The sequence below is a fragment of the Gordonia sp. 852002-51296_SCH5728562-b genome, assembly GCF_001665475.1.
Taxonomy (GTDB): domain Bacteria; phylum Actinomycetota; class Actinomycetes; order Mycobacteriales; family Mycobacteriaceae; genus Gordonia; species Gordonia sputi.
The window spans coordinates 25,404-49,331 of record NZ_LZMI01000028.1 but is presented as its reverse complement, the minus strand read 5'-3'; the positions used below and the strand labels follow the sequence as shown (position 1 = coordinate 49,331).

General features: G+C 64.8%; 18 protein-coding genes. 9 read left to right on the top strand and 9 right to left on the bottom strand.

Annotated features, from left to right (window positions below):
• The first annotated feature begins 468 nt into the window (after window positions 1-468).
• Window positions 469-1,254, top strand: coding sequence for a hypothetical protein (locus A5766_RS05885; protein ID WP_005207223.1), 786 nt, complete (start codon window positions 469-471; stop codon window positions 1,252-1,254).
• Here A5766_RS05885 and A5766_RS05880 read toward each other — a convergent pair.
• The 6 genes from A5766_RS05880 to A5766_RS05855 all read right to left on the bottom strand — a co-directional run bounded on the left by A5766_RS05880 (window position 1,197) and on the right by A5766_RS05855 (window position 9,627).
• Complete coding sequence (locus A5766_RS05880) at window positions 1,197-2,723, bottom strand: amidase (protein ID WP_005207224.1); 1,527 nt, start codon at window positions 2,721-2,723, stop codon at window positions 1,197-1,199. The two genes, A5766_RS05885 and A5766_RS05880, sit on opposite strands and share 58 nt — an antisense overlap.
• Window positions 2,720-4,003, bottom strand: a complete 1,284-nt coding sequence (locus A5766_RS05875; protein ID WP_005207225.1) for a M20 family metallo-hydrolase — start codon at window positions 4,001-4,003, stop codon at window positions 2,720-2,722. The genes A5766_RS05880 and A5766_RS05875 overlap by 4 nt, the downstream gene beginning before the upstream one ends.
• Window positions 4,004-4,052: 49 nt before the next feature.
• A complete protein-coding gene (locus tag A5766_RS05870) occupies window positions 4,053-5,420 on the bottom strand; it encodes an MFS transporter (protein ID WP_082965461.1) in 1,368 nt (455 codons plus the stop codon).
• A 243-nt stretch (window positions 5,421-5,663) separates the two neighbouring features.
• Window positions 5,664-6,605, bottom strand: a complete 942-nt coding sequence (locus tag A5766_RS05865; RefSeq protein WP_082965460.1) for a LysR family transcriptional regulator — start codon at window positions 6,603-6,605, stop codon at window positions 5,664-5,666.
• A 116-nt stretch (window positions 6,606-6,721) separates the two neighbouring features.
• A complete protein-coding gene (locus A5766_RS05860) occupies window positions 6,722-8,101 on the bottom strand; it encodes an aspartate aminotransferase family protein (protein WP_064903824.1) in 1,380 nt (459 codons plus the stop codon).
• A gap of 32 nt (window positions 8,102-8,133) precedes the next feature.
• Window positions 8,134-9,627: a CoA-acylating methylmalonate-semialdehyde dehydrogenase gene (locus A5766_RS05855; protein WP_064903822.1), complete on the bottom strand. Its 1,494-nt coding sequence runs from the start codon at window positions 9,625-9,627 to the stop codon at window positions 8,134-8,136.
• A 167-nt stretch (window positions 9,628-9,794) separates the two neighbouring features.
• On the opposite strand from A5766_RS05855, the gene A5766_RS05850 reads away from it, so the two are divergent.
• From A5766_RS05850 to A5766_RS05825, 5 genes are all read left to right on the top strand, one after another.
• The gene (locus A5766_RS05850) at window positions 9,795-11,417 is read left to right on the top strand and encodes a PucR family transcriptional regulator (RefSeq protein WP_064903820.1); all 1,623 of its coding nucleotides are present in this window, start codon (window positions 9,795-9,797) and stop codon (window positions 11,415-11,417) included.
• A 156-nt stretch (window positions 11,418-11,573) separates the two neighbouring features.
• A complete protein-coding gene (locus tag A5766_RS05845; RefSeq protein ID WP_064903818.1) occupies window positions 11,574-12,272 on the top strand; it encodes a YceI family protein in 699 nt (232 codons plus the stop codon).
• A gap of 605 nt (window positions 12,273-12,877) precedes the next feature.
• Entirely contained in the window at window positions 12,878-14,491 is a 1,614-nt protein-coding gene (locus tag A5766_RS05835; protein ID WP_064903814.1) for an ABC transporter substrate-binding protein, read from the top strand.
• On the top strand, window positions 14,488-15,453 hold the full coding sequence (locus A5766_RS05830; RefSeq protein WP_005207233.1) for an ABC transporter permease: 966 nt from the start codon (window positions 14,488-14,490) through the stop codon (window positions 15,451-15,453). The genes A5766_RS05835 and A5766_RS05830 overlap by 4 nt, the downstream gene beginning before the upstream one ends.
• Entirely contained in the window at window positions 15,450-18,128 is a 2,679-nt protein-coding gene (locus A5766_RS05825) for an ABC transporter ATP-binding protein/permease (protein WP_064903812.1), read from the top strand. Before A5766_RS05830 ends, A5766_RS05825 begins: the two co-directional genes overlap by 4 nt.
• Window positions 18,129-18,149: 21 nt before the next feature.
• On the opposite strand, the gene A5766_RS05820 is transcribed toward A5766_RS05825, so the two are convergent.
• Window positions 18,150-18,500 carry a UBP-type zinc finger domain-containing protein gene (locus tag A5766_RS05820; RefSeq protein ID WP_005207235.1) on the bottom strand — a complete coding sequence of 117 codons (351 nt, stop codon included), beginning with the start codon at window positions 18,498-18,500 and terminating at the stop codon, window positions 18,150-18,152.
• A gap of 147 nt (window positions 18,501-18,647) precedes the next feature.
• On the opposite strand from A5766_RS05820, the gene msrB reads away from it, so the two are divergent.
• Window positions 18,648-19,130 (top strand): peptide-methionine (R)-S-oxide reductase MsrB, encoded by a 483-nt coding sequence (msrB, locus tag A5766_RS05815; protein WP_005207236.1) that lies wholly within the window; start codon window positions 18,648-18,650, stop codon window positions 19,128-19,130.
• On the top strand, window positions 19,127-19,681 hold the full coding sequence (gene msrA, locus A5766_RS05810) for a peptide-methionine (S)-S-oxide reductase MsrA (protein ID WP_005207237.1): 555 nt from the start codon (window positions 19,127-19,129) through the stop codon (window positions 19,679-19,681). The genes msrB and msrA overlap by 4 nt, the downstream gene beginning before the upstream one ends.
• Before the next feature lie 994 nt (window positions 19,682-20,675).
• On the opposite strand, the gene A5766_RS05805 is transcribed toward msrA, so the two are convergent.
• Window positions 20,676-22,193 carry a DHA2 family efflux MFS transporter permease subunit gene (locus A5766_RS05805; RefSeq protein ID WP_005207238.1) on the bottom strand — a complete coding sequence of 506 codons (1,518 nt, stop codon included), beginning with the start codon at window positions 22,191-22,193 and terminating at the stop codon, window positions 20,676-20,678.
• Between the two features lie 101 nt (window positions 22,194-22,294).
• On the opposite strand from A5766_RS05805, the gene A5766_RS05800 reads away from it, so the two are divergent.
• The gene (locus tag A5766_RS05800) at window positions 22,295-22,990 is read left to right on the top strand and encodes a TetR/AcrR family transcriptional regulator (protein ID WP_005207239.1); all 696 of its coding nucleotides are present in this window, start codon (window positions 22,295-22,297) and stop codon (window positions 22,988-22,990) included.
• Window positions 22,991-22,996: 6 nt separating this feature from the next.
• Here the strand turns inward: A5766_RS05800 and A5766_RS05795 are convergent, their stop codons facing one another.
• Window positions 22,997-23,881: an AurF N-oxygenase family protein gene (locus tag A5766_RS05795; protein ID WP_051993936.1), complete on the bottom strand. Its 885-nt coding sequence runs from the start codon at window positions 23,879-23,881 to the stop codon at window positions 22,997-22,999.
• Window positions 23,882-23,928 lie beyond the last annotated feature (47 nt).

Here is a 23,928-nt window from a genome sequence, read left to right as displayed (position 1 = left end):
CCGGCGTCGTTGCCATCACTCGCAGCAACATCCCAGGGCATACACGCTCGCAAATCCTTCGTCGTAGCCGAACTTGCGGCGGGTCATCTTGTCGGACGCGTCGTCCGACAGTCACAGCGCATCGGCTAATTCTTCTAGCTGAGAAACGTGACGGTTCGCCAACGCCAGCGTTTGGGCAAATGCTTCGCTGATGTCGCTCCCCGCGCGCTCTATGAGGCCAGGTATGTTTGACGCGAAACGCATGCCAGAAGGACGGCGGGAACCATGACGTCGTCCGGGCAGAAAATCGAGTTCGCTCGACTGATGTCAGCGCCGCGTGAACAAGTTGTTGCCGACCAGTCGTGCGACACCGTCGCGGTGAGATCGCCCACGGAGTTCTGATGGAATCCCTCGAGCGGCTCAGAACGCGCCAAGACAGCCTCGATCGGCGGCGCCGTCGCGCGCCATCTTGTCCGTAGAGTCGGACATATGCCCCGCAAAGACGCTTCGTCCCAGTTGACCGCGCCGCTGGCGTGGACCGTGCTCATTCTGTCGGTCGCGCAGGCCGTGGCCGTGATCATCCCGCTCGCGCTGTTCGGTGGAGAACCCAACGACGACGGCGTCGACCTGCTGATCAGTCCCGCCGGGTATGCCTTTGCGATCTGGGCCGTCATCTACGTGTTGTCGGCTGTGACCGGCTACATGTTCGTCCGAGGGCTCGACTCGGGCACGCAATTCGGCAAACGCCTCGCCGTCGATCTCGCCGTCGCCTGTGGTGCGGCGGCGCTGTGGCTGATCGTGTCGGCAGCCTCGATCGACTGGCTGCCCTCGATCCTGCTCACCGTCATGGCGCTTGCATTGCTCGACGCCGCGCGCATCGCGGCCCATCCAGTCGAAAATCCTTCGTCGACAACCACTCTCGTCCGCATCACGATCGGCATCTACGCGGGGTGGGCAACCGCCGCGGTGTTCGTCAACTGGGCATCAGACATCGCACGTAGCGGTGCGGCCGACGAGTCGTCGGTCGGTTGGCAACTCGTCGTCCTGATCATCGCTGCACTCGTCGGGGTCACCGTCACCTACCTTTACGGCAGCGCGCTCCCAGCGCTGCCCATCACCCTCGCGTGGGCGTTGCTGGCGATCGCTGTGAACGCGTGGTCGGATTCGACGCCGATCGCGGTTACCGCCGTCGTGGGCATTATCGCTGTGGCACTGGCCTATTGGGCGTCGACGCGGCGGGGTGCAGTCTCAGAGGGCGCGCTGTCGCGGGCGTGAGCCTCCCGCCACGACGGAACTCCCAGGGCATCTTCGACGGCTCTGCCCAACCGAAACGGCGTGACCTCGTCGAGTGGCTTGCCTACCAACTGAACCCCGATCGGCACGCCGTCGCGTGCGATACCTGCGGGGACGGCAAGCACCGGGCAGCGGTTCGCGACGTTGAACGGACTTGTCAGATGTGCCTGCCAATAGTGTTGCAGGTGAACGGGAGCCGCGTCCGGTCCGACGACGTCGATGCCGTCGAGATAGTTGCCATCCGCGGCAAGGGACGTCACCGCAGAGACCGGGCACAACAGCGCGTCGACATCGGCCATCGCTGAGGCGAGTTGCGCCTGCAGCCGTGCGTCGGCGGCTACCGAGTCGAGGTGTGAGAGTCGTTGCGCAGCAGCCTCGGCGTCGCGCATGAACTGCTCGGTGTAGGCGGCGACGGTCGGTCCGCCCGCCGTTTCGGCGCGCATCGCGGGAGCGAGTAGGTGGCCGAAGTGGGCGAAGATGGTCTCCCGAATCTCGTCGCTACGCCACGGGAGCGTCACGTCAACGACCTCTGCGCCTCGTTGCCGCAGCGCTTCTGCCGCGCGGAGGGTCGCGGAAGCGACGTCGGGGTGAACATCGAAGTCGCCCAACGTGATGCTGATGCCGACACGTACCCCATCAAGAGAGGTATGCCCATCCAGTGTGTCGGCAAGCTGCCCGCTGCTGCCCCAACTGAAGTGATCGCTGTGATGGTGGCCGGACATGACATCGGCCAGCAGGGCGGTGTCGTCGACGGTGCGCGCCATCGGCCCGTCGCCACGATAGGTGTCGGCGCTCAGGGGCGGTGCCCCAGGGATGCGCCCGTACGGCGCCTTGTAGCCGACGGTTCCGGTGAAACCTGCTGGGATGCGGGTTGATCCGGCGATATCGCTTGCTGTCGCAAGAGTTGCCATGCCTGCCGCAAGTGCTGCGCCTGCGCCACCCGACGAACCGCCCGGTGAAGCCGCTAGGTTGTAGGGGTTACGAGTGATGCCCCACATCGGAGAATGTGTGACGGTCGCGCAACTGAACTCGGGAGATGTGGTGCGCGCGTGAATGATTCCACCCGCTGCACGAATACGCTCAACGATCGGGTGATCGGCGTCGGCGATACGACCGCGGTGAGCCGCAAGACCTTGCTCTAGAGTGCGACCGGCCAGCGCGTGCTTCTCCTTGGTGGCGACAGGAATCCCGAACAGCGGTGGCAGCCGATCGCCACGACGACGCGCTGTATTGAGCCGCTCGGTCGCAGACGCCGCTTGACTGGTTGCCTCGTCGTCGAGAACCTCGGTGAAGGCGTTGATACCAGTTGCGCGGCCCCCGTTGACTTCACGAATGCGCGCCAGCATCGACCCCATCACCTCGCTCGGTGTGAAGTCGCCGCTGAGATAGCCGGCCCGGATCTGTGCTGCCGAGAGATCGCAGAGACTCGTCGTCGACACCGCTGTGCTCATGCGTGCGCTCCAGGCATTCCTGCTGCAACGCCGTCGAGTGCGCCTTCGGCGAGCTGGCGGACGACGCCCGTAAGTGCCTCGACACCCGCCAACATGTCTGCGTCAGTGGTGAATTCGCGCTCGCAGTGGGAGACGCCGTCGACCGACGGGACAAACATCATGACCGTGGGAACGATGCGGTTAATGGCCACCGAATCATGTCCCGCCATGGTCCGGAGGCGTCGAATGCTCAGTCCGGCGTCGGCAGCGACCTTTTCGGCGAGTTCGAGGCCAGCCTCGGGGTAGTACTGGATCTCGCGGATATCGACGTCGTTGACCTCGATGCGAACGTCGTATCGCTCTGCCACCGTGGCGATGTCACGAAGCAGACTGTCGCGCGCTGCGAGTACGTCGGCTTTGCGTTCCGCACGGAGATCGGCGACCAACGTCACGAGTCGTGGCACGACGATAGGCGAGTTGGGCTCAAGGGTGAGTTGACCGACGGACGAGACGAGCGACTCAGGCTCGGCCACACTCGTCACCTTGTGGACGAGCAGAACCACCTCACTTGCGGCAACCAGTGCATCCCTGCGATCAGCCATCGCGGTGGCGCCGGTATGCGACTGTTCTCCGACGACACGAATGTCGAGTTTCTGCGTGTGCCAACTGAAGTCGACGGCGCCGAGGCTGATCTGCTCACGTTCGAGAATGCGGCCCTGCTCGATGTGGATCTCGGCATAGGCGACGACCTCCGGACGGGGATCGTCGCCTAGCGCCCCGATACTTCCCATCGCCTCGCGGACAGTGGTTCCGGCGAGGTCGGTGACCGCCAGCATCTCCTCCTGGTCCATCAGTCCGGCGAAGACCGAACTACCCATGATCGATGGGGCAAACCGGCCGCCCTCCTCGTTGAACCAGTCGACCACGGCGACGTTGTATCGGGGCTGTGCGCCGCCCGCCGTCACCTCCCGCTGGAAACGCTCGGCGGCATGCAGCGCAGCGATGACACCGTAGGCACCGTCGAAGCGCCCACCGAGTGGTTGAGAATCGAGGTGCGATCCGACGAGCACATACGGAGCACCGGGCACAAACTCGATGAGAGCGAAGAGATTTCCGATACCGTCGCGACGCACGTCCCAGCCGCGCTGCTCGGCGAAGTCGGTGAACCAAGCGCGAACGTGCTTGTCCTCCAGAGTTCCGGCTTGCCGTTCGACGCCGCCGCCGTCAGTGGCCCCGATGGTCGCGACGTGATGAAAGTCGACGAGGAAGGACTCGTTGGTACTCGAATCAGTGGTACTCATCCGTGAAAACTCCTGTAACTGCGTGGAAAGTGTTGCTGGCGCGGCGGTTCTACAGTGCCGCGTGCCGGGTCTCCGGGACGCGCGTTGCGATGATCACTGTCAGGACGACGACGGCCGCGATGGCCATGTACACGCCTGGCGCGGCGTCGAATCCGGTCGACCCCACGAGCCATGTACCGACGAACGGCGCGGTCCCACCGAAGAGGGCATAGCCGGTGTTGTAACTGATTGCGGCGCTGGTGAACCGGGTCCGGGTGGTGAATGCCTCGACGAAGAAGGTGTAGCAGCCTCCGCCGTAGATCGTGAGCGGGATGACGAACAGCATCTGTCCAGCGATCGCCATCGCCAGGGAGCCGCTGGTGACCATGGCGAAACATGGCACCGCCAGGATGGCGATCGAGATGGTGCCCGCGATGAGCATTGGCCGACGACCGAACCTATCGCCGAGCATGCCGGTGAGCGGGAGCATAAGCGTGTAGAGCGACATCGCGGCGGCGTTGGCGATCAACGATTGCTGCTGGGAGAGTCCTCCGGTCGTCTTCACGTAGGTGACGAAGTAGCCGGACAGGAAGTAGAAGCCCATCGCCGTCAGACCCATGACGAACACAACCTGAACCATCCGAAGTCCGTTCTCGCGGAATGCTTCACGGATCGGCGACGACTCGCGGTGCTCGACGTTCGACAGTGTCTCCTTGAACGCATCGGACTCTTCGGTGCGAAGACGAATCCACAACCCGAAGACTGCCAGCGGCGCGGCCAGCAGGAACGGGATACGCCATCCCCAGGATTCGAATGCGCCCGAACCCATGGCTGCGGTGAGTCCGAGGATCAACGCACCACCGAAGACGGACGGCAGTGCTGTCGCAGCGATCGTCGTATTCAGCCACTTTCCGCGATGCGCAGTCGGGGCGTGCTCGTAGGTGAACGTCGGTGCGCCGACCGACTCACCACCTGCCGAGAAGCCCTGGAGCAGTCGACACAGCACGAGCAGAATCGGCGCGGCGACACCGATCTGTTGGTAGGTGGGCAGCAACCCGATGAGCGCCGTCGCGCCGCCGATGGTGAGCAACGTGACGAACAGGACGTTCTTGCGCCCCACGCGATCGCCGAGCGCGCCGAAGAAGAGGCCGCCGAGCGGCCGGATCACAAACGCCGCCGCGAACGTGGCAAACGTCGCCAGTAGCCCGGTGAGATCGTTCGACGACGGGAAGAAGTGGTGGGCGAGAACAACTGCCGACAATCCGTACAGGGTGAAGTCGTAGAATTCGATGAACTGACCGATCGCACCACCCGCAAGAACGCGTCGCTGCAGTGGGGTTGCGGGTCGAGACTTGCCGTTGATGTCCATCTCCGCTGTCGCGGCTGATGACTGTGCCGGAGCCTCGGTGTTCGTCGAGGGCGTCTGGGTGGAATTCATATCGGTCACGCTAGGGACGCACCATTGCCGAACGTTGGCACTCGTGTTGCAAGACGAGCACGTGATGTGTTTCTGATGTGCGACGGACCTCGCGCACAGGTCCGAGCAGGTAACACGGTGGTCATCGGTATTGCCTTCCTCTGCGCCTCGATCGGCGATCTGCCAAGCGAATCGGGTTCGCTCGAGGGTGCTGCACGCATAGACTGCGTGACCCGGATCACGTAACTCAAGCGAATCTTTTCGCTAGCTGTCATCGACAGAATCGATGTCAACGGCGGTCGACGCCATAGAGCTGCCGGCATACAGCGGCGAACGCCTGAGCACGCCGTGTCGGAGTGCCGAGAGATGGGAACAGCAGAACGACCTTGATCGGCGGCAGGTCTTCAACGATCCGCAGCGGAACCACCGAACCACCGGAGATGTGAGGTCGTGGTGCAGGCGCTGGTTCAGAATCGAATAGCCGTGTCCCCGTGACACAAACGACCGCACGGTCTCGTAACCGCTGGCCCGGTGCCGCACACGCGGGGTGAGCCCGAGCTGACGGAAGAGCGCGAGGAAGTAGTCGCGCGAATGGGGAACGTCGTAGAGCACAAACGGATCGGCTTCGAGGTCACGCAGTGACACCTCGCCGAACGGGTTGGCTGCTGCTGGATGGTCGGCAGCGACAATGACATGCGGGGCAACGGTTTCCACCACCTGCGACTCGGCATCGACTGCCACACCCAGGTCGTACATGAGTGCCACCTCGCAGCGTCCCTGCGCCAGTGCGAGCCTCAGGCCCTCCTGGTCGGCCTCGAAGAACCGCACGTGGACTTTGGGGTAGGCGCGCTCGAACGCTTGCAGAATGACCGGTGCCCGAAAGGGTGCAAGGGGTGCGAATATCCCGACCGTCATCTCACCCTCGAGTTCGGCGTCTTCATCCCGAACGGCAGCGAGGAGCGTGCCTGCGTCTTCGAGGAATCCGAGCGCACGAGACCTGAGCCGACGCCCCGCAGGTGTCAACTCCAAGCCGCGACGAGCGAGCCGGAGGAAAAGGGGTTGCCCCACTTCGTGTTCGAGTTGTGCGATCGCCGCGGACACCGTCGATTGCGTGACGGACAGCAACTGCGCGGCCGCCGTCATGCTGCCGGCCTCGGCGACAGCCATGAAGTACCGCAATTGCGTCAGGGTGAAGTCATTCGACACCGCTGGCTCCTAATGTTGTGGCCCGCACCGGCTCGATAACGCGACACAACCCGGTGCCGACGCGGGGGCGCCGGAACCGGGTGGTGTCACGCTCGTGCGAGCGCAGGGGGAGCCTGTTACAACGCAGCGTCGGCGACCTCCAGCGCGGCGTCGAGGATGGCAAGTCCTTCGCGGGCCTCGTCGTCGGAGATGGTGCACGGAGGGCAGACGTGGATGCGGTTGAAGTTCGCGAACGGCAGCATTCCGCGCGATTTACATTCCGCGATCACCTTGTTCATCGCATCGCTGCTCGCGCCGTAGGGGGCGAGTGGCTCGCGAGTTTCTGAGTCCTTGACCAATTCGACGGCCCAGAAGACACCCGCGCCACGTACCTCGCCGACGCTGGGATGCCGCTGTGCGATCCGCTCGAGTTCGGGACCGATCACCTCGGCGCCTATTCGTGCGGCATTCTCGACCATTCCCTCGTCGGCCATCGCGTTGATCGTCGCGACGGCAGCCGCGGTGGCGAGCGGGTGACCCGAGTAGGTCAGGCCGCCGGGGTACGGAGTCTCGGCGAAAGTTGCTGCGATGTGCGGACTTATCGCGACGCCACCGAGCGGGACGTAGCCCGAGTTGACGCCCTTGGCGAAGGTCAGCAGGTCGGGGACGATGGGACCCTGCTCGTCGTCGCCGTGCTCGATCGAGAACCACTTGCCGGAGCGTCCGAAACCGGCCATCACCTCGTCGGCGATGAAGACGATGCCGTACCGGTCGCAGATCTCCCGCACCCCGCGCAGGTAGCCGGGCGGCGGAATCATGATGCCTGCGGTGCCGGGAATGGTCTCCAGGATGATCGCCGCGATCTGCGATGGACCTTCCATGCGGATGGTCTCTTCCAGGTGGTCGAGAGCGCGTTCACACTCCTGCTCCTGCGTGGTCGCATGAAACCGCGACCGGTAGAGGAACGGCCCGAAGAAGTGCACGACGCCAGCGTCGCCGTAGTCGTTCGGCCAGCGTCGAGGATCGCCCGTCAGATTCACCGCGGTGTCGGTGCCTCCGTGATAAGAGCGGTAGCGCGACAACACTTTTCGACGACCCGTGTGCAAGCGGGCCATGCGAACCGCGTGCTCGTTGGCGTCGGCGCCGCCGTTGGTGAAGAAGACCTGATTCAACTCACCGGGAGTGCGTTCGGCGATGAGTCGTGCGGCCTCCGAGCGCGCATCGTTGACATGTGCCGGCGCGACGGTACACAACTTGGCGGCCTGCTCCGCGATTGCGGCGACGACCTTGGGGTGCTGATGGCCGATGTTGGTGTTGACCATCTGCGACGAGAAGTCGAGAAGGCGATTGCCCTCGCCGTCCCACACGTAGCACCCGTCGGTGGCGGTGATCGTCATCGGCTTGAGCTTCGCCTGCGCCGACCACGAGTGGAAGACGTGCTTGCGATCGAGCTCATAGGCACGCTTCGCTGCGTCGAGATCGATGGCGGGCGTCGTGCGTTCAGATTGAATGGTCATATGCGGCAATCCGTTTCGGTACTCGGTGAAGCTCAGGCGTTCTGGGGGAATCCGAGGTTGATTCCGCCGTGGCTGGGGTCGAGCCAGCGGGTGGTGATGGCTTTGGTGCGTGTGAAGAAGTGTATTCCCTCGGTGCCGTGGGCGTGGCTGTCGCCGAAGAGGGAGGCCTTCCAGCCGCCGAAGCTGTAGTAGGCCATGGGCACGGGGATGGGGACGTTGATGCCGACCATGCCGACCTCGACTTCGTTGCCGAAGCGTCGGGCTGCGCCGCCGTCGTTGGTGAAGATGGCGGTGCCGTTGCCGTATGGGTTGTTGTTGATCAGGTCGAGCGCTTCGTCGTAGGTGTCGACGCGGACGACAGACAGGACGGGTCCGAAGATTTCGTCGGTGTAGATGCTCATGTCGGGGGTGACGTTGTCGAAAAGCGTTGGGCCGAGCCAGAAGCCGTCCGCTCCGCCGTCGGCCTCGACCGTGCGGCCGTCGAGAACGACGGTGGCTCCGGCCTTTTCGCCTGCGTCGACGTAGCCGGCGACCTTGTCGCGGTGGGCTTTGGTGACCAGGGGGCCCATATCGGCGTTGGTGGTGCCGTCGCCGGTGACGATGCTGGTGGCGCGTTCGGTGATCTTGGCGACGAGGTCGTCGGCGATGTCGCCGACGGCGACGGCGACGCTGATGGCCATGCAGCGTTCGCCTGCGGAACCGAAGCCTGCGTTGACCATGGCGTCTGCGGCGAGGTCGAGATCGGCGTCGGGCAGGATGATGGCGTGGTTCTTCGCGCCGCCGAGAGCCTGGACGCGCTTACCGTTGGCGGTTCCGGTGGCGTACACGTACTGGGCGATGGGGGTGGAGCCGACGAAGCTGACTGCCTTGATGCTCTTGTTGGTCAGCAGTTCGTCGACGGCGGTCTTGTCGCCCTGCAGGACGTTGAATACGCCGTCGGGCAGGCCTGCTTCTTTCCAGAGTTCGGCCAGCCAGATCGATGCGCTTGGGTCTTTTTCCGACGGCTTGACGACGACGGTGTTGCCTGCGGCGATGGCGATGGGAAAGAACCACATGGGGACCATGGCGGGGAAGTTGAACGGGCTGATGATGGCGACGGGTCCGAGTGGCTGGTGTACGGAGTGGATGTCGACGTTGGTCGAGGCGTTCTCGGTGTAGCCGCCCTTGAGGAGATGCGGGATGCCGCAGGCGAATTCGACGACCTCCTGGCCGCGGCTGATTTCGCCGAGTGCGTCGGAGAGCACCTTGCCGTGTTCGGCGGTGATGATCGCTGCCAGCTCTTCTTTGCGGTCGTTGAGTAGTTCGCGGAAGCGGAACAGGACCGCGGTGCGCTTGGCCAGCGACGTGTCGCGCCATTCGGGGAACGCGTCGGCCGCGGCGGCGATGACCGTGCGCGCATCCTCGACCGACGCCAGGGCGACATTCGCGGTCACGACGCCGGTTGCCGGGTTGGTCACGGGCGCCGTCGCCGACGAATCCCCGGCGAACGCCTTGCCGTCACACCAGTGCTGCACGATCGCTGTCATCAGAACTCCTCCACAAGAACGGAATTTGGCACGCGACCCACGGTGGGCAGAGTCGTCGTACGAGTACATTCCATTCTGGGTCAGAACAGGCGGTTTGGCGCGCTACACTCTGTCAGTGAAATTCGAAGACCTCTTACACCTCGTAAAGTCCCCTTCGTGAGATTCCGATGACTCTCACTGTCGGCGACGTCATCGATCTGCCGGTGATCCGTGCCGGGCTCCCCGACGTGTTGAGCACAGCCGGCGCGGAGCGCACGGTGAGATGGGTGCACGTCAGCGACCTCGGCGATCTCGGGCACCTGCTCGAGGGCGGAGAACTCGTCCTGACCACGGGCGAAGCCCTACGGCGTGATCCGCGACGGTACCTCGAGAACCTTGCTCGTGCGGGCGCGCTCGGGGTGATCGCCGAGTTCGACGATTCGTTTGCGATACCGCCGGAGATCGGGCCGGTGGCCGTCGAGTTGGGCTTGACCGCCGTAGTGTTGCGCCGGGAGATCAAGTTCGTGGAGGTGACCGAACAGGTCCACCGCAGCCTGGTTGCCGAACAGTACGCCGCCGTCGAGTTCGCGCACCGCACTCACGAGACGTTCACGCAACTCACCATGCGTCGTGCGTCGCCGGCGGAGATCACGAACAGTGTTGCAGCGCTGCTTGATTCACCCGTCGTGTTGGAGAACCTGCAACATCACGCGGTGGCGTCGGCCGGAGCATCGGCGGCATCGCTACTTCATGACTGGGAACGCCGTTCGCGGCTGCATGCATCTGACACAGCGTCGAATGATGTTCCGGGGCAGGCGCTGTGGACGATCGTCGACGTCGGTCGCGGCGACGACCACTGGGCCAGGCTGATCGTTCCCGAATCGCACGCCGACCAGCAGCGAACGGCGATGGTGCTCGAGCGCGCCGCGCAGGCGCTCGTGATGCATCGGATGGCCGAGCGTGGCCGCCTCGACATCGAGCGGCAGGCACAGGCAGGACTCGTCGACGACGTTCTGCAAGAACGCATTCGAGACGAGGGTGAGGTTGCGGCACGGGCATTCGCCCTCGGCCTGCGCGAAGCCAACGAGTACGTGCCGATCTCGGTGCGAGTGCCCGGCTGGCCGGCCAGTGACGATCCGATCGCCACACGACGTCGCACCGCGCAGTTGCTCGACGTCGTGGTGCGGGTTGTCGGGGCTCAGGGACACAGTGCACTCTTCTCCGCGCGCGACGCCGGAGAGGTCCTGGTGGTGCTCGCGTTGACGACGCCACGTGGCAGGTCGCGCCAACACTCACTCGACGCTCTCGCGGCTGCCACTCGTCGCGACGTCGAGCGAACGGTTGGCCACGCAGGTGCGGTTTATGGCCTGGGCGCGCCCGGACGGCAGGTGATGTCGACGATCCACACGCTGCTTCAGGCGTCCCAGGTGGCCGAGGTCGCGGCCGGGATGCCGACGTCGGAACGTGTCGTCTTCGGTGTGCAGGACATCGGAATTCGCGGATTGATCTCGCTCCTGCGCGACGATCCTCGGTTGCAGCGGTTCGCCGAATCGGAACTGCGCGACCTGGTGCTCGACGACATCAACACCGGGGGAGATCTGCTCGACGTGCTGCGCGGCTACGTGCAGCATGTCGGCAACAAGTCGGCGCTCGCGTCTCATCTACACATGAGCCGGCCGTCGTTGTACGCCAAGCTCTCTCGCATCGAACAGATACTCGGCGTAGACCTTGCTGACGGTGAGTCGGTCACCTCGCTGCACGTCGCTCTGCTCATTCTCGACGGGCGATCACAGGGTGCGGCAACTATTTAGCCGCAAGAAACGTTCCGGACTGCGGTCCGTTTTGCAATGCAACTATGTCCGAATTTTCAGGTGATCGTAAGAAAACGGTGGTGAGGTAAGCCTTATGACACCTCCAGAGACAATCACCGCCCCGGACTACGCCTCCACGATCGAGGAGGTTGCGCGATGAAGCGACGCTACCTGTGGTGGGGACTCGGAACGCTGGTCGCGCTCATAATCGTCGTCGTCGCGGCAGGTCCGTGGGCGTACTCCAAGTGGATTGCGGGCGACGCGGACGAGGAACTCAAGCTCCCGACGTCGACGCAGGCGGCGTCGGAGAGCGTCGACGGCGCATGGACGATCGTGCCGGGACCCTCCGCCGACGCGACCCGAACGCAGGCCGGATATCGAGTCGACGAGACGCTACGTGGGCAACCCGTCACGGTGAACGGCCGCACGACATCTGTGACCGGCACGGCGACGGTGGCGTCGTCGAAGTTGGAGAACGCCGACATCACGGTCGACGTCGCGTCCATCACCAGTCCGGAATCGATGCGCGACAACCGGTTCCGCGGTGAGTCGATCATGGACACCGAGAAGTATCCGACCGCGACGTGGAAATTGACTCAGCCGGTGGATATTTCGTCTGTCCCCGAATCTGGCCAGCCGCAGGCCGTCCAGGCAACCGGCGATATCACCATCAAGGGTGTGACCAAGTCAGTAACCACGACCCTGAATATCCAGCGATCCGGGGCATCTGTGATCGTGCAGGGATCGATACCCGTCACGTGGACCGACTTCGGCGTCACCCCACCGTCACTGGGCTTCGTCGAGGTGGAGAAGACCGGCAGCATCGAGTTCCTGGTGAACCTCGAGAAGAAGTGAGCGGTGGTCTCGACAGGCTCGACCAGCGGGAAGCCATATTCCGCTGGTTGAGCTGGCCGCGAGCGTAGCGAGCTGCCCCATTTCGCTGGTTGAGCTGGCCGCGAGCGCAGCGAGCTGCCGAGTCGAAACCACACGCCCGCGCGGGGGTGGTCTCGACAGGCTCGGCCAGCGTGGGGGCGCTCGACCTTTCCGCGGGTTGAGCTGGCCGCGAGCGTAGCGAGCTGCCGAGTCGAAACCACTTGTCGGCGGGGAGTGGTCTCGACAAGCTCGACCAGCGTTGGGGGCGGCTCGGCTAGCGGTGGTCTCGACAAGCTCGACCAGCGGTGTGGCTCGACGAACGTGGGGACGGCTCGACCTTTCCGCTGGTTGAGCTGGCCGCGAGCGTAGCGAGCTGCCGAGTCGAAACCACTTGTCGGCGGGGAGTGGTCTCGACAAGCTCGACCAGCGTTGTGGCGCTCGACCAGCGTATGGGGACGCTCGACCAGCGGCGGCGGCGGGGCGTCGGACACGCGGGGGCGCCCCTTACGCTTGCGAACATTCGGTAAGCGCGGCAGACTCCAACACGGACCACAGCGTCGCCGCGGCGCGGGAGGGATCGCGATCGGATGACCGACGAGCGCCAGCAGTGCAGGTCATCTCCGTCGGTCTCATCTACCCCGCTGAACCGTCGTCGATTCTTCACTCTGAGCGCCGCAGCGGGCGTGGGTGTGTTCGGAGCGTCTGCGCTGAGCGCGTGCTCGCCCGGCTCTGGTTCGGGATTGGCTGGTTCTGCCAACACGATTCGGGCCGCGATCGCAGGTGAACCAGATCAACTCGATCCACACAAAACCTCCGCGTACTTCTCCTTCGAGGTACTCGAGAACGTCTTCGACACTCTCGTCGAACCCAACGAAAAGCTCGAGATGGTCCCTGCGCTCGCGCAGAGCTGGCAGGTCAATCCCGAAGAGACGCAATACACTTTCACGCTGCGCCCGAACGTTCGGTGGCACAACGGTGAGCCGCTGACCGCATCCGACGTCGTCTACTCCTATCGGCGGATCATCGACGGTGAGCTCTCGGCGTCGTGGCGATTCGACAACGTTGCCACCATCACGGCACCCGACGATTCGCACGTCGTGATCACCACGCGCACGCCGAGTCCTAACCTGCTCAGCAGTATCGGTGGTTTCAAGGGTCTCGCGATCGTCAACAAGCGCAACGTCGAGTCGGGGCAGATCCTCACCCGTCCCATCGGCACCGGGCCGTTCTCGTTCGAATCACGTTCGCCGGCAACATCGATCGTGCTCAAGGCCAACCCGGGCCACTGGTCGGGGGGACCGCATGTCGACGGCGTGGCCTTCAGTTTCATCTCCCAGGGGACAACGGCCGTCTCGTCGCTGCGTTCTGGCGAGGTCGACTGGACCGACGCCATCCCCGCGCAGCAACTGCGCATCCTCAACAGTGACGACGAGATCAACGTCGGAACCGTGACCGCCAACGACTACTGGTACGTCGCAATGAACTTCGCGCGTAAGCCGTTCGACGACCGACGCGTCCGGCAGGCGGTGGCCTACGCGATCGACCGCAAATCCATCGCGCAGGTGGTCGGCTACGGGACGGCGACACCGAATCAACTGGCGATTCCCAAGACCAGCCCGTGGTTCACACCCTACGACCGATTCACCCCCGGTCTGGATAGGGCAGCCGCGGTGGACAAGTCGCGGTCGCTGCTCCGTGACGCCGGGCATTCGTCGTTGTCGATGGGTCTGATGGTCTCCACTGAGTACCCCGAAACCGTCACGGCCGCACAGGTCATCGCGTCGAATCTCGCCGACGCCGGGATCAAGGTCACCATCGAGCAACTCGACTTCGGTGTCTGGCTCGACCGCCAATCCGCCGGGCAATTCGACTCGTTGCTGATGGGCTGGCTCGGCAACATCGACCCCGACGACTTCTACTACGCGCAGCATCATTCGGGCGGGACGTCGAACTCGCAGAAGTACTCCAATCCGGAGGTCGATCGGCTCCTCGACGCCGGACGTACCGAAGTCGACGTGGGCCGTCGTAAACAGATCTACGCCGACGTCTCGTCGCGGATCGCCGACGACGTCAGCTACCTCTATCTCTACAATCCGTCTGCCACGCAAGCGTTCTCGAAGTCGGTGCGCGACTACACCGTACGAGCCGACAAAGCCGTCCGATTCCGCGACGCCCGACTCGAGAGGGGAGGTGCGTCATGAGCGACTTCGGTTGGCCGCTCATCAGGTTCATTCTGATCCGACTGCTCTATACCGTCCTCGTGCTGATCGGCGTGACGATCGCGGTGTTCTTCCTGATGCAGATCGTGCCCGGTGATCCGGTCAAGATCGCGTTGGGCACCCGCTACACGCCCGAATCCTATGCGGCATTGCGCAGTGCCTCGGGGCTCGATCAGCCGTTGTTCACCCAACTCATCCACTACATCGGCAATGCCGCGACCGGCGACCTCGGGGTCAGCTTTCGCAACAACGAACCGGTCACGCACATGCTGATGGACCGGTTACCCGCGACGATCGCCCTCGCAGTGGCGGCCATCCTCGTCGCGCTGGTGATCGCGATCCCGTTCGGTACGTGGGCGGCGCTGCGGGAGGGACGCGCTGCGGACAACACGATTCGGGTCGTGTCGCAGTTCGGTATCTCGGTGCCCGACTTCTGGATGGGCATTCTGCTCATCGCACTGTTCTCGACGTACCTCGGCTGGCTGCCGTCATCGGGATATCGTTCGCTCGCAGACGGATTCGTGCCGTGGATATCTCACCTGGTGTTGCCCGCGATCACCGTCGGCGTCGTCACCGGCGCCATCATGACCCGATACGTACGTGCGGCCGTACTCGAGGTGGCCAACGCTCCGTACGTCACCACCGCCGAGTCCAAGGGGCTCAGCCGCAGACGAATCATGGTGTCGCACATCGGCCGCAACGCGTTGGTCCCGGTGCTCACCATCTCGGGTATCCAGCTCGCGGGCCTGCTCGGCGGTGTGATCGTCGTCGAAGTGGTCTTCGCCTGGCCTGGATTGGGCCGGCTCGTCTACGACTCGGTTGCCGCACGCGACTATCCGATGCTGCAGGGAGCGATTCTGCTCATCGCAGCGATCTTCCTCATCATCAATCTGATCGTGGACATCCTTTACGCCGTCATCGATCCGAGGATTCGGTTGTCATGAGCGAGCTACCCGAGCCAGAACGCACCGCACAGACCGCGCTCGACGACGCAGGCGAACCCACCTCCGCAGGTTCCGGCAGCACGGACTCGGCGTGGCGACTGCTGCTGCGCAACAAGGCGTCGGTGATCGGCATCGTCGTCATCCTGGTGATGGTCATCCTGGCGATCTTCGGTTCGTTCATCGCCCCCTACGGCGCCAACGACATCGACGTGCCGAATGCGCTGCAGGCACCAGACTTCTCGCATCTGTTCGGCACCGACGACCTCGGCCGTGACGTGTTCTCACGGGTGGTCCTCGCGGCGGCGGTGAGTATGCGTGTCGCCGTGATCGCCGTGGCGATCTCGTTGGTCGCGGGCGTGATCATCGGCATGGTGTCGGGTTTCGCGGGCGGAATCACCGACACCGTGCTGATGCGGGTGATCGACGTCGTCTTCTCGTTCCCGGTGATGTTGCTGGCCTTGGCGATCGTCGCGATCCTCGGCCCGGGCGTCACGTCGGCGACCATCGCCATCGGCATCGTCTACATCCCGATCTTCGCCCGCGTCGCGCGAGCCGACACCCTGCGCGTCCGCGAAACACAGTTCGTGCAGGCCGCCCGCACGATGGGGGTGTCGACGCCCCGCATCCTGTTCGGCCATGTGCTGCCGAACATCTCGGGTCCCGTCGTGGTGCAGACATCGATTTCGCTGGCCTTCGCGATCCTGTCGGAGGCGGCCCTGTCGTTCCTCGGGCTCGGAGTTCAACCACCCGAACCGTCCTGGGGTCGCATGCTTTACGACGCCCAGGGCTTCCTCACCACCGCATGGTGGATGGGCGTGTTCCCGGGCCTGGCGATCCTCGTGACCGTCTTCGCCTTCAACTTGCTCGGCGACGGCGTGCGCGACGTCCTCGACCCCCGGCAACGAACGCTGTTGCGAAACCGAGGGAAAGCGGGTCGACGCCCCACCTCCCGCACTCCGAAGACAGCGACTCCCGAAGCGGCACAGACAACGTCGGACACCGCCGCACACGATGACGACCAGGGGCGAACCGACCCGGTGTTCTCCGTCTCGCAGCTCGTCGTCGGAGTCGGTCCACGGGAGATCGTGCACGGCATCGACTTTGCCGTGGCCAAGGGCGAAACGCTCGGTATCGTCGGCGAGAGCGGTTCGGGTAAATCGCTGTCGGTGCTGTCGGCGACGGGGTTGTTCCACGCGCCGAGCTCGTACGTCGACGGATCGTCGACTCTCGCCGGCACGCAGGTCATCGGCGCCTCCCGTGCGGTTCTGCAGTCCCTGCACGGAGCGCGCGTGGGATTCGTGTTCCAGGACCCGTCGTCGAGCCTGAATCCGTTGCTCACCATCGAACAACAACTCACCGAGGGTACGCGTCGGCATCTCGGATTGAGCCACGCACAAGCGCGCGAGCGCGCGGTGCAGTTGCTGACCGACGTCAACCTCCCCGACCCCGAGAGTCGTCTGCGTGCCTACCTGCACCAACTGTCCGGCGGTCAACGACAACGCGTGATGATCGCGATCGCGCTCTCCTGTGATCCCGACGTCCTCGTCGCCGACGAGGCGACCACCGCGCTCGACGTCACGACGCAGGCCCAGATCATCGACCTCGTCGCGCGGCTCCAACGCGAGCGTGGCATGGCGGTGGTGTGGATCAGCCACGATCTCGGAGTGATCGGACGGATCGCCGACCGCGTCGTCGTCCTTCGACAGGGTGAGGTCGTCGAAACCGGCGACGTCGCAGAGATATTCGCCCATCCGCAGCACGAATACACGCGCGAGCTGTTGGCGTCGCGTCCGCTGTTGTCGAAGGTCGACGATCGTGGCGACACCGACCTCGAGTCTGAAAAAGCTTCCACCACAACACCGCTCGTCAGCATCTCCGACCTGGACGTGCGGTTCGCGGTACGCACCTCGAGCGGTCGCGATGTGGTGCACGCGGTCAGCGACGTCACCCTCGACGTCGCGCGCGGAACGACACTCGGCATCGTCGGCGAATCGGGATCGGGCAAATCGACGATCGCAGGCGTCCTCACCGGGTTGACCACGACCGGCCACGGCACGGTGGTTCGTGGCAGCGCACGAATCACTGTGGAGGACAAGGAGATCGACGCCATCGGCGTCCACGGGGCCGAGCAGAAGGCGCTGCGTCGACGGGTTGCCATGGTGTTCCAGGACCCAGGCGCGTCGCTCGACCCACGGATGACTGTCGTCTCGTCGATCGGTGAGGCGCTACGCGCGCACAATCTGGTGTCAGGGAAGGACGCATTGCGGAGTCGCGCAACGCAATTGCTCGACGACGTCAGTCTGGACAATTCGTTCCTCGACCGCTACCCGCACGAACTCTCCGGCGGTCAGCGGCAACGTGTCTGCCTCGCCCGCGCACTCGCGTCCGACCCCGAGCTACTGATCCTCGACGAGTCGACGGCCTCGCTCGACGTGACGGTCCAGGCGTCGGTTCTCGATCTGCTCGCCGAACTTCAGCGCGAGCGCGGGCTGACGTACCTGTTCATCGCACACGACCTCGCCGTCGTCGAACAGATCAGCGATACGGTGGCCGTGATGGAGAAGGGCCGGGTCGTCGAGACGGGCCCGGCGTCGAAGATCCTGCATCACCCCGAGAGTGACTACACCCGGAAGCTGCTGGCCGCCATCCCGCCGGAGACGCCTGCCCGGGCCTGAACGCCGGGAGACGAGCGGCCGTCAACCGTGCAGCAGTTGCTGCCAATTCGACGGCACGCGGTCGGCCGGACCGGGTGCGGTCTGGTCGTCGGGATGGCTCGTCGGCGGAGCCAGCTCCGGGCCGCTGGCCATGGCCGAGTCCGGGAAGCTCCAGAACCAGTCCTCGCCGGGTTCGAAGCTCTGGATGTACGGGTGCCCCGTGTCGTCGGCGTGATGCGAGGCGTGTTGGCCGGGGGAGGAGTCGCAACATCCGACGTGGCCGCAGGCGGCGCAGCGTCGAAGATGAAACCACCAGCCGTCGGCGGCGTTGAGGCATTCAACGCAGCCGGTGCCCGACGGCGGGACTGTGGGATCGATCAGGTTCTCAGCCATAATCCGACGCTACGCTCGGGTGGAGACGAGTTCGACCCTCACGCGACTCGACTCTCACATGACTCTCAGAACCGTCGGGACCAAATCCGACGCGGCTGCTGTTGGAGTAGATGACATCGCAGCCAGCGGTGATCAGAAGGAGGATCAATGTCCCACGACTACCGCAAGAACCCACAGGCACTGGCGGCCCTCACCGCGGACCAGTACCGAGTGACCCAGGAGGACGGCACCGAGCCAGCGTTCCACAATGCCTACTGGGACAACCACGAGCCAGGCATCTATGTCGACGTGGTCTCCGGAGCGCCCCTGTTCAGCTCGCTCGACAAGTACGACAGCGGCACCGGATGGCCGAGTTTCACTCGCCCGATCAGCGACGACGCGGTCTCGACGCGCACCGACCGATCGCTGTGGATGAAGCGAACCGAGGTCCGCTCGGCGTACGCCGACAGCCATCTCGGCCATCTCTTCGACGACGGACCGCGATCAGAAGGCGGCAAGAGGTACTGCATGAACTCGGCGTCGCTGCGGTTCATCCCCGTGGCCGAGCTCGACGAGCAGGGTTACGGCGAGTACCGCCGCCTGTTCGAGACCACCGATAGTTCCGACACCACGCAGGAGAACGCATCATGACCAGTGGAAGCAACGACGACGGCCGCATCACCGAGCAGCCCGGCACCGAGACCGCGGTGCTCGCGGGAGGCTGCTTCTGGGGCGTCGAGGATCTGATTCGACGCCAGCCCGGCGTGCTCTCGACGCGCGTCGGCTACACCGGCGGCAGCAACGACCACCCGACCTACCGAAATCATCCCGGGCACGCCGAGGCCGTGGAGATCGTCTTCGATCCGACGCAGACGACCTACCGCGACATCCTCGCGTTCTTCTTCCAGATCCACGATCCGACGACGAAGAACCGGCAGGGCAACGACGTTGGCAGCAGCTACCGGTCGGCGATCTTCCCCGTGACGCCCGAGCAGGAGCGCGTCGCGCGGGACACCATCGCCGACGTCGACGCCTCGGGCCTCTGGCCGGGGCGGGCGGTCACCACGATCGAGCCGGCTGGCCCGTTCTGGGAGGCCGAGCCCGAGCACCAGGACTACCTGGTGCGCTACCCCAACGGGTACACCTGCCACTGGCCCCGGCCGGACTGGGTGCTCCCGCACCGCGACGAGGCGCACGCCTGATTTGATCTGCCCCGACGGGGAACGGCCCGGTCACCGAATGCTCGGTGGCCGGGCCGTTTGCGGTCTGCGGGGCCGCAGAATGTCGCGGAAGGGGGTCCGGCCGCGCAGGAAGTAGGGGAATGGTGGTCCGGGGCTGCAGAATCTCGCGGAAGGATCGTCGAGCGGTGCTGGAACTCGCGGAAGGGCCGTCGGGCGGCGCAGAAAGTAGGGGAAGGATTCTTTCCGTGGGTTGTGTACGTTTCCCCGTGTTGTGTCTGGGGAAAAGGTAAAAACCCGAGGAAAGAACTCTTCCCCGAGTTTCCGCGAGCGGGGTGTGGTGGACCGGGCGCGCCTCGGCGTCGAGAGTCGTGCGGCGTCGACCGATGTTCTGATTCGACGGCGATGCCGACGTCCGGGTCAGCAGAGTCCTGCGGAAGGAACGTCGGGCGCCGCGGAAAGCCGGGGAAGAGTGGGCCTCTGCTGCAGAAAGTCGGGGAAATGTGGACCGGCCCTGCAGAATCTCGCGGAAGGGCCGTCGGGCGCTGCAGAATCTCGCGGAAGGACCGTCGGACGCTGTAGGAAGCGGGGGAAGGGCCGTCAGGCGGCGCAGAAAGTGGGGGAAGGATTCTTTCCGTGGGTTGTGTACGTTTCCCCGTGTTGTGTCTGGGGGAAAGGTAAAAACCCCGAGGAAAGAACTCTTCCCCTAGTTTCTGCCGGCGGGGTGGGGCGGTGGGTCTGGACCGGGCGCGGCGAGGACCGCGGCGTCGACCGATGACCTGATTCGACAGCGAACTCGACGGCCAGCCCGCAGAATCCCGCGGAAGGTCCGCCCGGCGGCGCAAAATTCCGCGGAACCTTCGCCCCGGCGGCGCAGAGAGTAGGGAATCGAACTCTTCCCCGACTTTCTGCCGACGGGGGTGGGGTGGACCGGGCGCGGCAACGGGCACGGCCCGGCCGCCGAGAAACTCGGTGGCCGGGCCGCGTTCGTTCACAGCCGCAGCGGCGCTACGACGACTCAGTGCGCCATCGCGGGCGCTTCGTCGCCCTCGGTGACGGGGAGTTTGCCGTTCGGGACGAGCAGCGCGGAGATCACCGCGCCCGCGGCGAACACTGCGGCCGCGACCCAGAAGGCGGTCGTGTACGAGTGCACCGCTGCAAGCTGTTGCAGCGCAGCGGGATTCGCAACCTGGCCTGCGTGCGACATCGCATACGACGCCGCGGCGCTCGCCGCGATCGTGCTGAGCAGCGCGGTGCCCACCGAGCCACCCACCTGCTGCATGGTGTTGACGGTTGCCGACGCCACGCCCGCGTCTTCGGGCAGCACGCCCGACACCGCGCCCTGCATGGCCGGGGCCATCGACGCGCCGAGCCCGACGCCCATGATCAACAGTGCGGGCAGGACGTGAGCCGCGTACGTGCTGGTGTCGGTCAGTTGCGTCAGCAGCACCATTCCCACTGCGGCGATCAGCATGCCGCCCGCCATCAGCCAGCGCGGTCCGAAGCGGGGCAGTAGAACACCCGTCGACGTCGTTGCGGTGACGATCAGCATGCCGATCATCGGCAGGAATGCCAAGCCGGTCTGGATCGGGCTGAAGTGCAGATTCACCTGCAGGTAGTAGGTGAGGAACAGGAAGATGCCGAACATTCCGATGCCGACGATGAACACCGCGAGGTATGAGCCGCCACGAGTGCGATCAAGAATCACGCGCAGGGGCAGCAGGGCATGCGGGGTGCGCGACTGCCACCACACGAATGCGGCGAGCAACACGGCTCCGACGACCAGCCAGGTGATGGTGGCCCAGTCGGCCCACCCGTTGGTCTCGGCGTTGGAGAAGCCGTAGACGATCGAGAACAGCGCGATCGACACCGTGATCACACCGGGAAGGTCGAGCTTGGGACGGTGTTCGGTCTTGTGCGCGCCGATGAACAGCACCGCGCCGATGAGCGCGATCGCGGCGATCACGAGGTTCACGTAGAGGCACCAGCGCCAGTCGGCCCACTCGGTGAGCATGCCGCCGAGGAGGAGTCCGAGCGCACCGCCACCGCCTGCGATGGCACCGAAGATGCCGAAGGCCTTACCGCGCTCGGCGGGGTCGGTGAATGTGGTGGTGAGCAGCGACAGTGCTGCGGGCGCGAGCAGTGCGCCGAAGACACCCTGGCCTGCGCGGGCGACGACGAGCATGTCGAAATTGACCGCGGCGCCACCGATCGCGGACATCACGGCGAATCCGACGAGGCCGACGATGAAGGTGGTCTTACGGCCGAGCAGATCCGACAGTCGGCCACCGAGGAGCAGCAGGCTGCCGAACGCCAGCGAGTATGCGGTGACGATCCATTGCCGATCGGCGTCGCCGAATCCGAGTGACTCCTGCGCGTGCGGGAGTGCGATGTTCACGATGGTCGCGTCGAGCACCACCATCAACTGTGCGAGGCCGAGTACGCCGAGCACGACCCACCGAAGGCGATGGTGTCGTTCCTCCCGAGACTCCCCGTTCGCCGACAATCCGTCGGCAGTGTCGTAGGTTGTGGTCATCAGTCCTCCAAGTGGCGGAATAGTGGAGAAGACTCCTCCGTTTACGAGGGTGGCAACGAAGCGAATCCGGAGATGATTCCTCCGGTTGAGAGAATGTGACGATGACCACACAACAGAGTTCGGCCGCACCGACCGGACGACCCCTGCGCGCCGACGCCGAGCGCAATCGACGTCGGATCATCGCCGCTGCTCACAAGCTGTTTGCCGAGCGTGGCCTCGACGTCTCACTCGACGACGTCGCCGCAGCGGCCGGTGTGGGTGTGGGTACTGTTTATCGACGATTCGCCAACCGCGACGAGCTGATCGTCGGCGTATTCGCGGCGCATCTGGAGGAAGTGGCAGAGCAGACCGAGGGGGTCCTCGCGGCGGACAGCGACCCGTGGGCGTCGGTGGTGACGATGGTCTCGACGGTCTGCACGGCAATGGCCGAGGATCGTGGGCTGGCCGCGATCATCATGCAGATCGACCACACCGATCCCGCGATCGCGACGGTGAAGGCGCGCATGACGAAGCGGATGGGCGAGGTCTTCGATCGGGCACACGCCGCCGGTGTGCTGCGCGAGGACGTCGTCGAGACGGACATCTTCTCCATCTTCTCGATGGTGTCGTCGTACGCGGATATCACCGAGGCGACGGTCCCCGGAGCGTGGAAGCGCTACCTCCAGCTACTGCTCGACGCCATCCACGCCGCCCCTCCGTCGGAGCCGCTGCGGACCCCGGCACTGACCGAGGAGCAGATCCACGAGGTGCAGGCCTGCCGCATCGCGTTCCGACGCGGTGGCGGTGCGTCGACCTGACGTCGGTCAGAGCATGTGCACCTTGCGGTAGACCGATGCTGCCGCGGGTGTCAGCAGCCCGACCTCGTCGAGGAAACCCATCAGGTGCGAGCAACTGGTACGAACCATCGCCTGGAAGTGGTGATTGCGTCGCATCTCCGAGACCGCGCGGTACTTGTCGAGTCCCGCGTCGGCGTAGGCCTGCGGTCGCACGAGGCTGGTGAAGATGAACGACGCCGCCACGGCCGTGTAGTACGCGCTGGCTTGGCGACGCACCCGGCCGACATGGGCCATCGACTCCCGGATCTGCTCGCGTGCGAAGCGCATATGGCGTGATTCCTCGAGCACGTGGATCTCGTTCACGGTGCGGACAAACGGCAGTACGCGTTCGTCGCTGGTGCAGCCGCGCTGGAACACGTCGAGGATCTCCTCGGCGGCGAGGATGCCCCCGTACGCGATCTCGCCCCCGGTGGTGGCCGCAAAGAACTTGGCTCCCTTGCCGATTCGAGGGTGCGGCACGTACGACGTCCCGGCGAGTTTCTGCGACGCCTTCGCGAACATCAGCGAGTGCCTGCATTCGTCGGCGATCTCGGTCATGGCGAACCAGTACTCGGGACGATGCCGGTCGGCGAGGTACTGATCGCGGAGTACCAACTGCTGCAACAGCATCTCGAACCAGATCCCGATCGACATCACCGACGCCGTCTCGTGTCTGGTGAGCCGCACGCGCTGCTCCTCGGTCATCTCCACCCAGTAGGAGGTGCCGTAGAGCGTCGACCACTCGGGGCTGCAGCCGTAGAGCGTCGGGTCCATCGGAGCGTCCCAGTCGATCTCGACCAGAGCGTTGCGCGACGAGCGTGCCGACGAATCGACGAGCCGCGCCGACACCTCATCGGTTCCGCGATCGAGCATGCTGACTTGCGGTGCTGACCCGTCGACGACCTCAACCGACACGTGCG

Coding starts and splice junctions, on each gene's coding strand:
- A5766_RS05885 (WP_005207223.1), top strand. CDS start 469: ATGCCCCGCAAAGACGCTTCGTCCCAGTTGACCGCGCCGCTGGCGTGG.
- A5766_RS05880 (WP_005207224.1), bottom strand. CDS start 2,723: ATGAGCACAGCGGTGTCGACGACGAGTCTCTGCGATCTCTCGGCAGCA.
- A5766_RS05875 (WP_005207225.1), bottom strand. CDS start 4,003: ATGAGTACCACTGATTCGAGTACCAACGAGTCCTTCCTCGTCGACTTT.
- A5766_RS05870 (WP_082965461.1), bottom strand. CDS start 5,420: ATGAATTCCACCCAGACGCCCTCGACGAACACCGAGGCTCCGGCACAG.
- A5766_RS05860 (WP_064903824.1), bottom strand. CDS start 8,101: ATGACCATTCAATCTGAACGCACGACGCCCGCCATCGATCTCGACGCA.
- A5766_RS05855 (WP_064903822.1), bottom strand. CDS start 9,627: ATGACAGCGATCGTGCAGCACTGGTGTGACGGCAAGGCGTTCGCCGGG.
- A5766_RS05850 (WP_064903820.1), top strand. CDS start 9,795: ATGACTCTCACTGTCGGCGACGTCATCGATCTGCCGGTGATCCGTGCC.
- A5766_RS05845 (WP_064903818.1), top strand. CDS start 11,574: ATGAAGCGACGCTACCTGTGGTGGGGACTCGGAACGCTGGTCGCGCTC.
- A5766_RS05835 (WP_064903814.1), top strand. CDS start 12,878: ATGACCGACGAGCGCCAGCAGTGCAGGTCATCTCCGTCGGTCTCATCT.
- A5766_RS05830 (WP_005207233.1), top strand. CDS start 14,488: ATGAGCGACTTCGGTTGGCCGCTCATCAGGTTCATTCTGATCCGACTG.
- A5766_RS05825 (WP_064903812.1), top strand. CDS start 15,450: ATGAGCGAGCTACCCGAGCCAGAACGCACCGCACAGACCGCGCTCGAC.
- A5766_RS05820 (WP_005207235.1), bottom strand. CDS start 18,500: ATGGCTGAGAACCTGATCGATCCCACAGTCCCGCCGTCGGGCACCGGC.
- msrB (WP_005207236.1), top strand. CDS start 18,648: ATGTCCCACGACTACCGCAAGAACCCACAGGCACTGGCGGCCCTCACC.
- msrA (WP_005207237.1), top strand. CDS start 19,127: ATGACCAGTGGAAGCAACGACGACGGCCGCATCACCGAGCAGCCCGGC.
- A5766_RS05805 (WP_005207238.1), bottom strand. CDS start 22,193: ATGACCACAACCTACGACACTGCCGACGGATTGTCGGCGAACGGGGAG.
- A5766_RS05800 (WP_005207239.1), top strand. CDS start 22,295: ATGACCACACAACAGAGTTCGGCCGCACCGACCGGACGACCCCTGCGC.
- A5766_RS05795 (WP_051993936.1), bottom strand. CDS start 23,881: ATGCTCGATCGCGGAACCGATGAGGTGTCGGCGCGGCTCGTCGATTCG.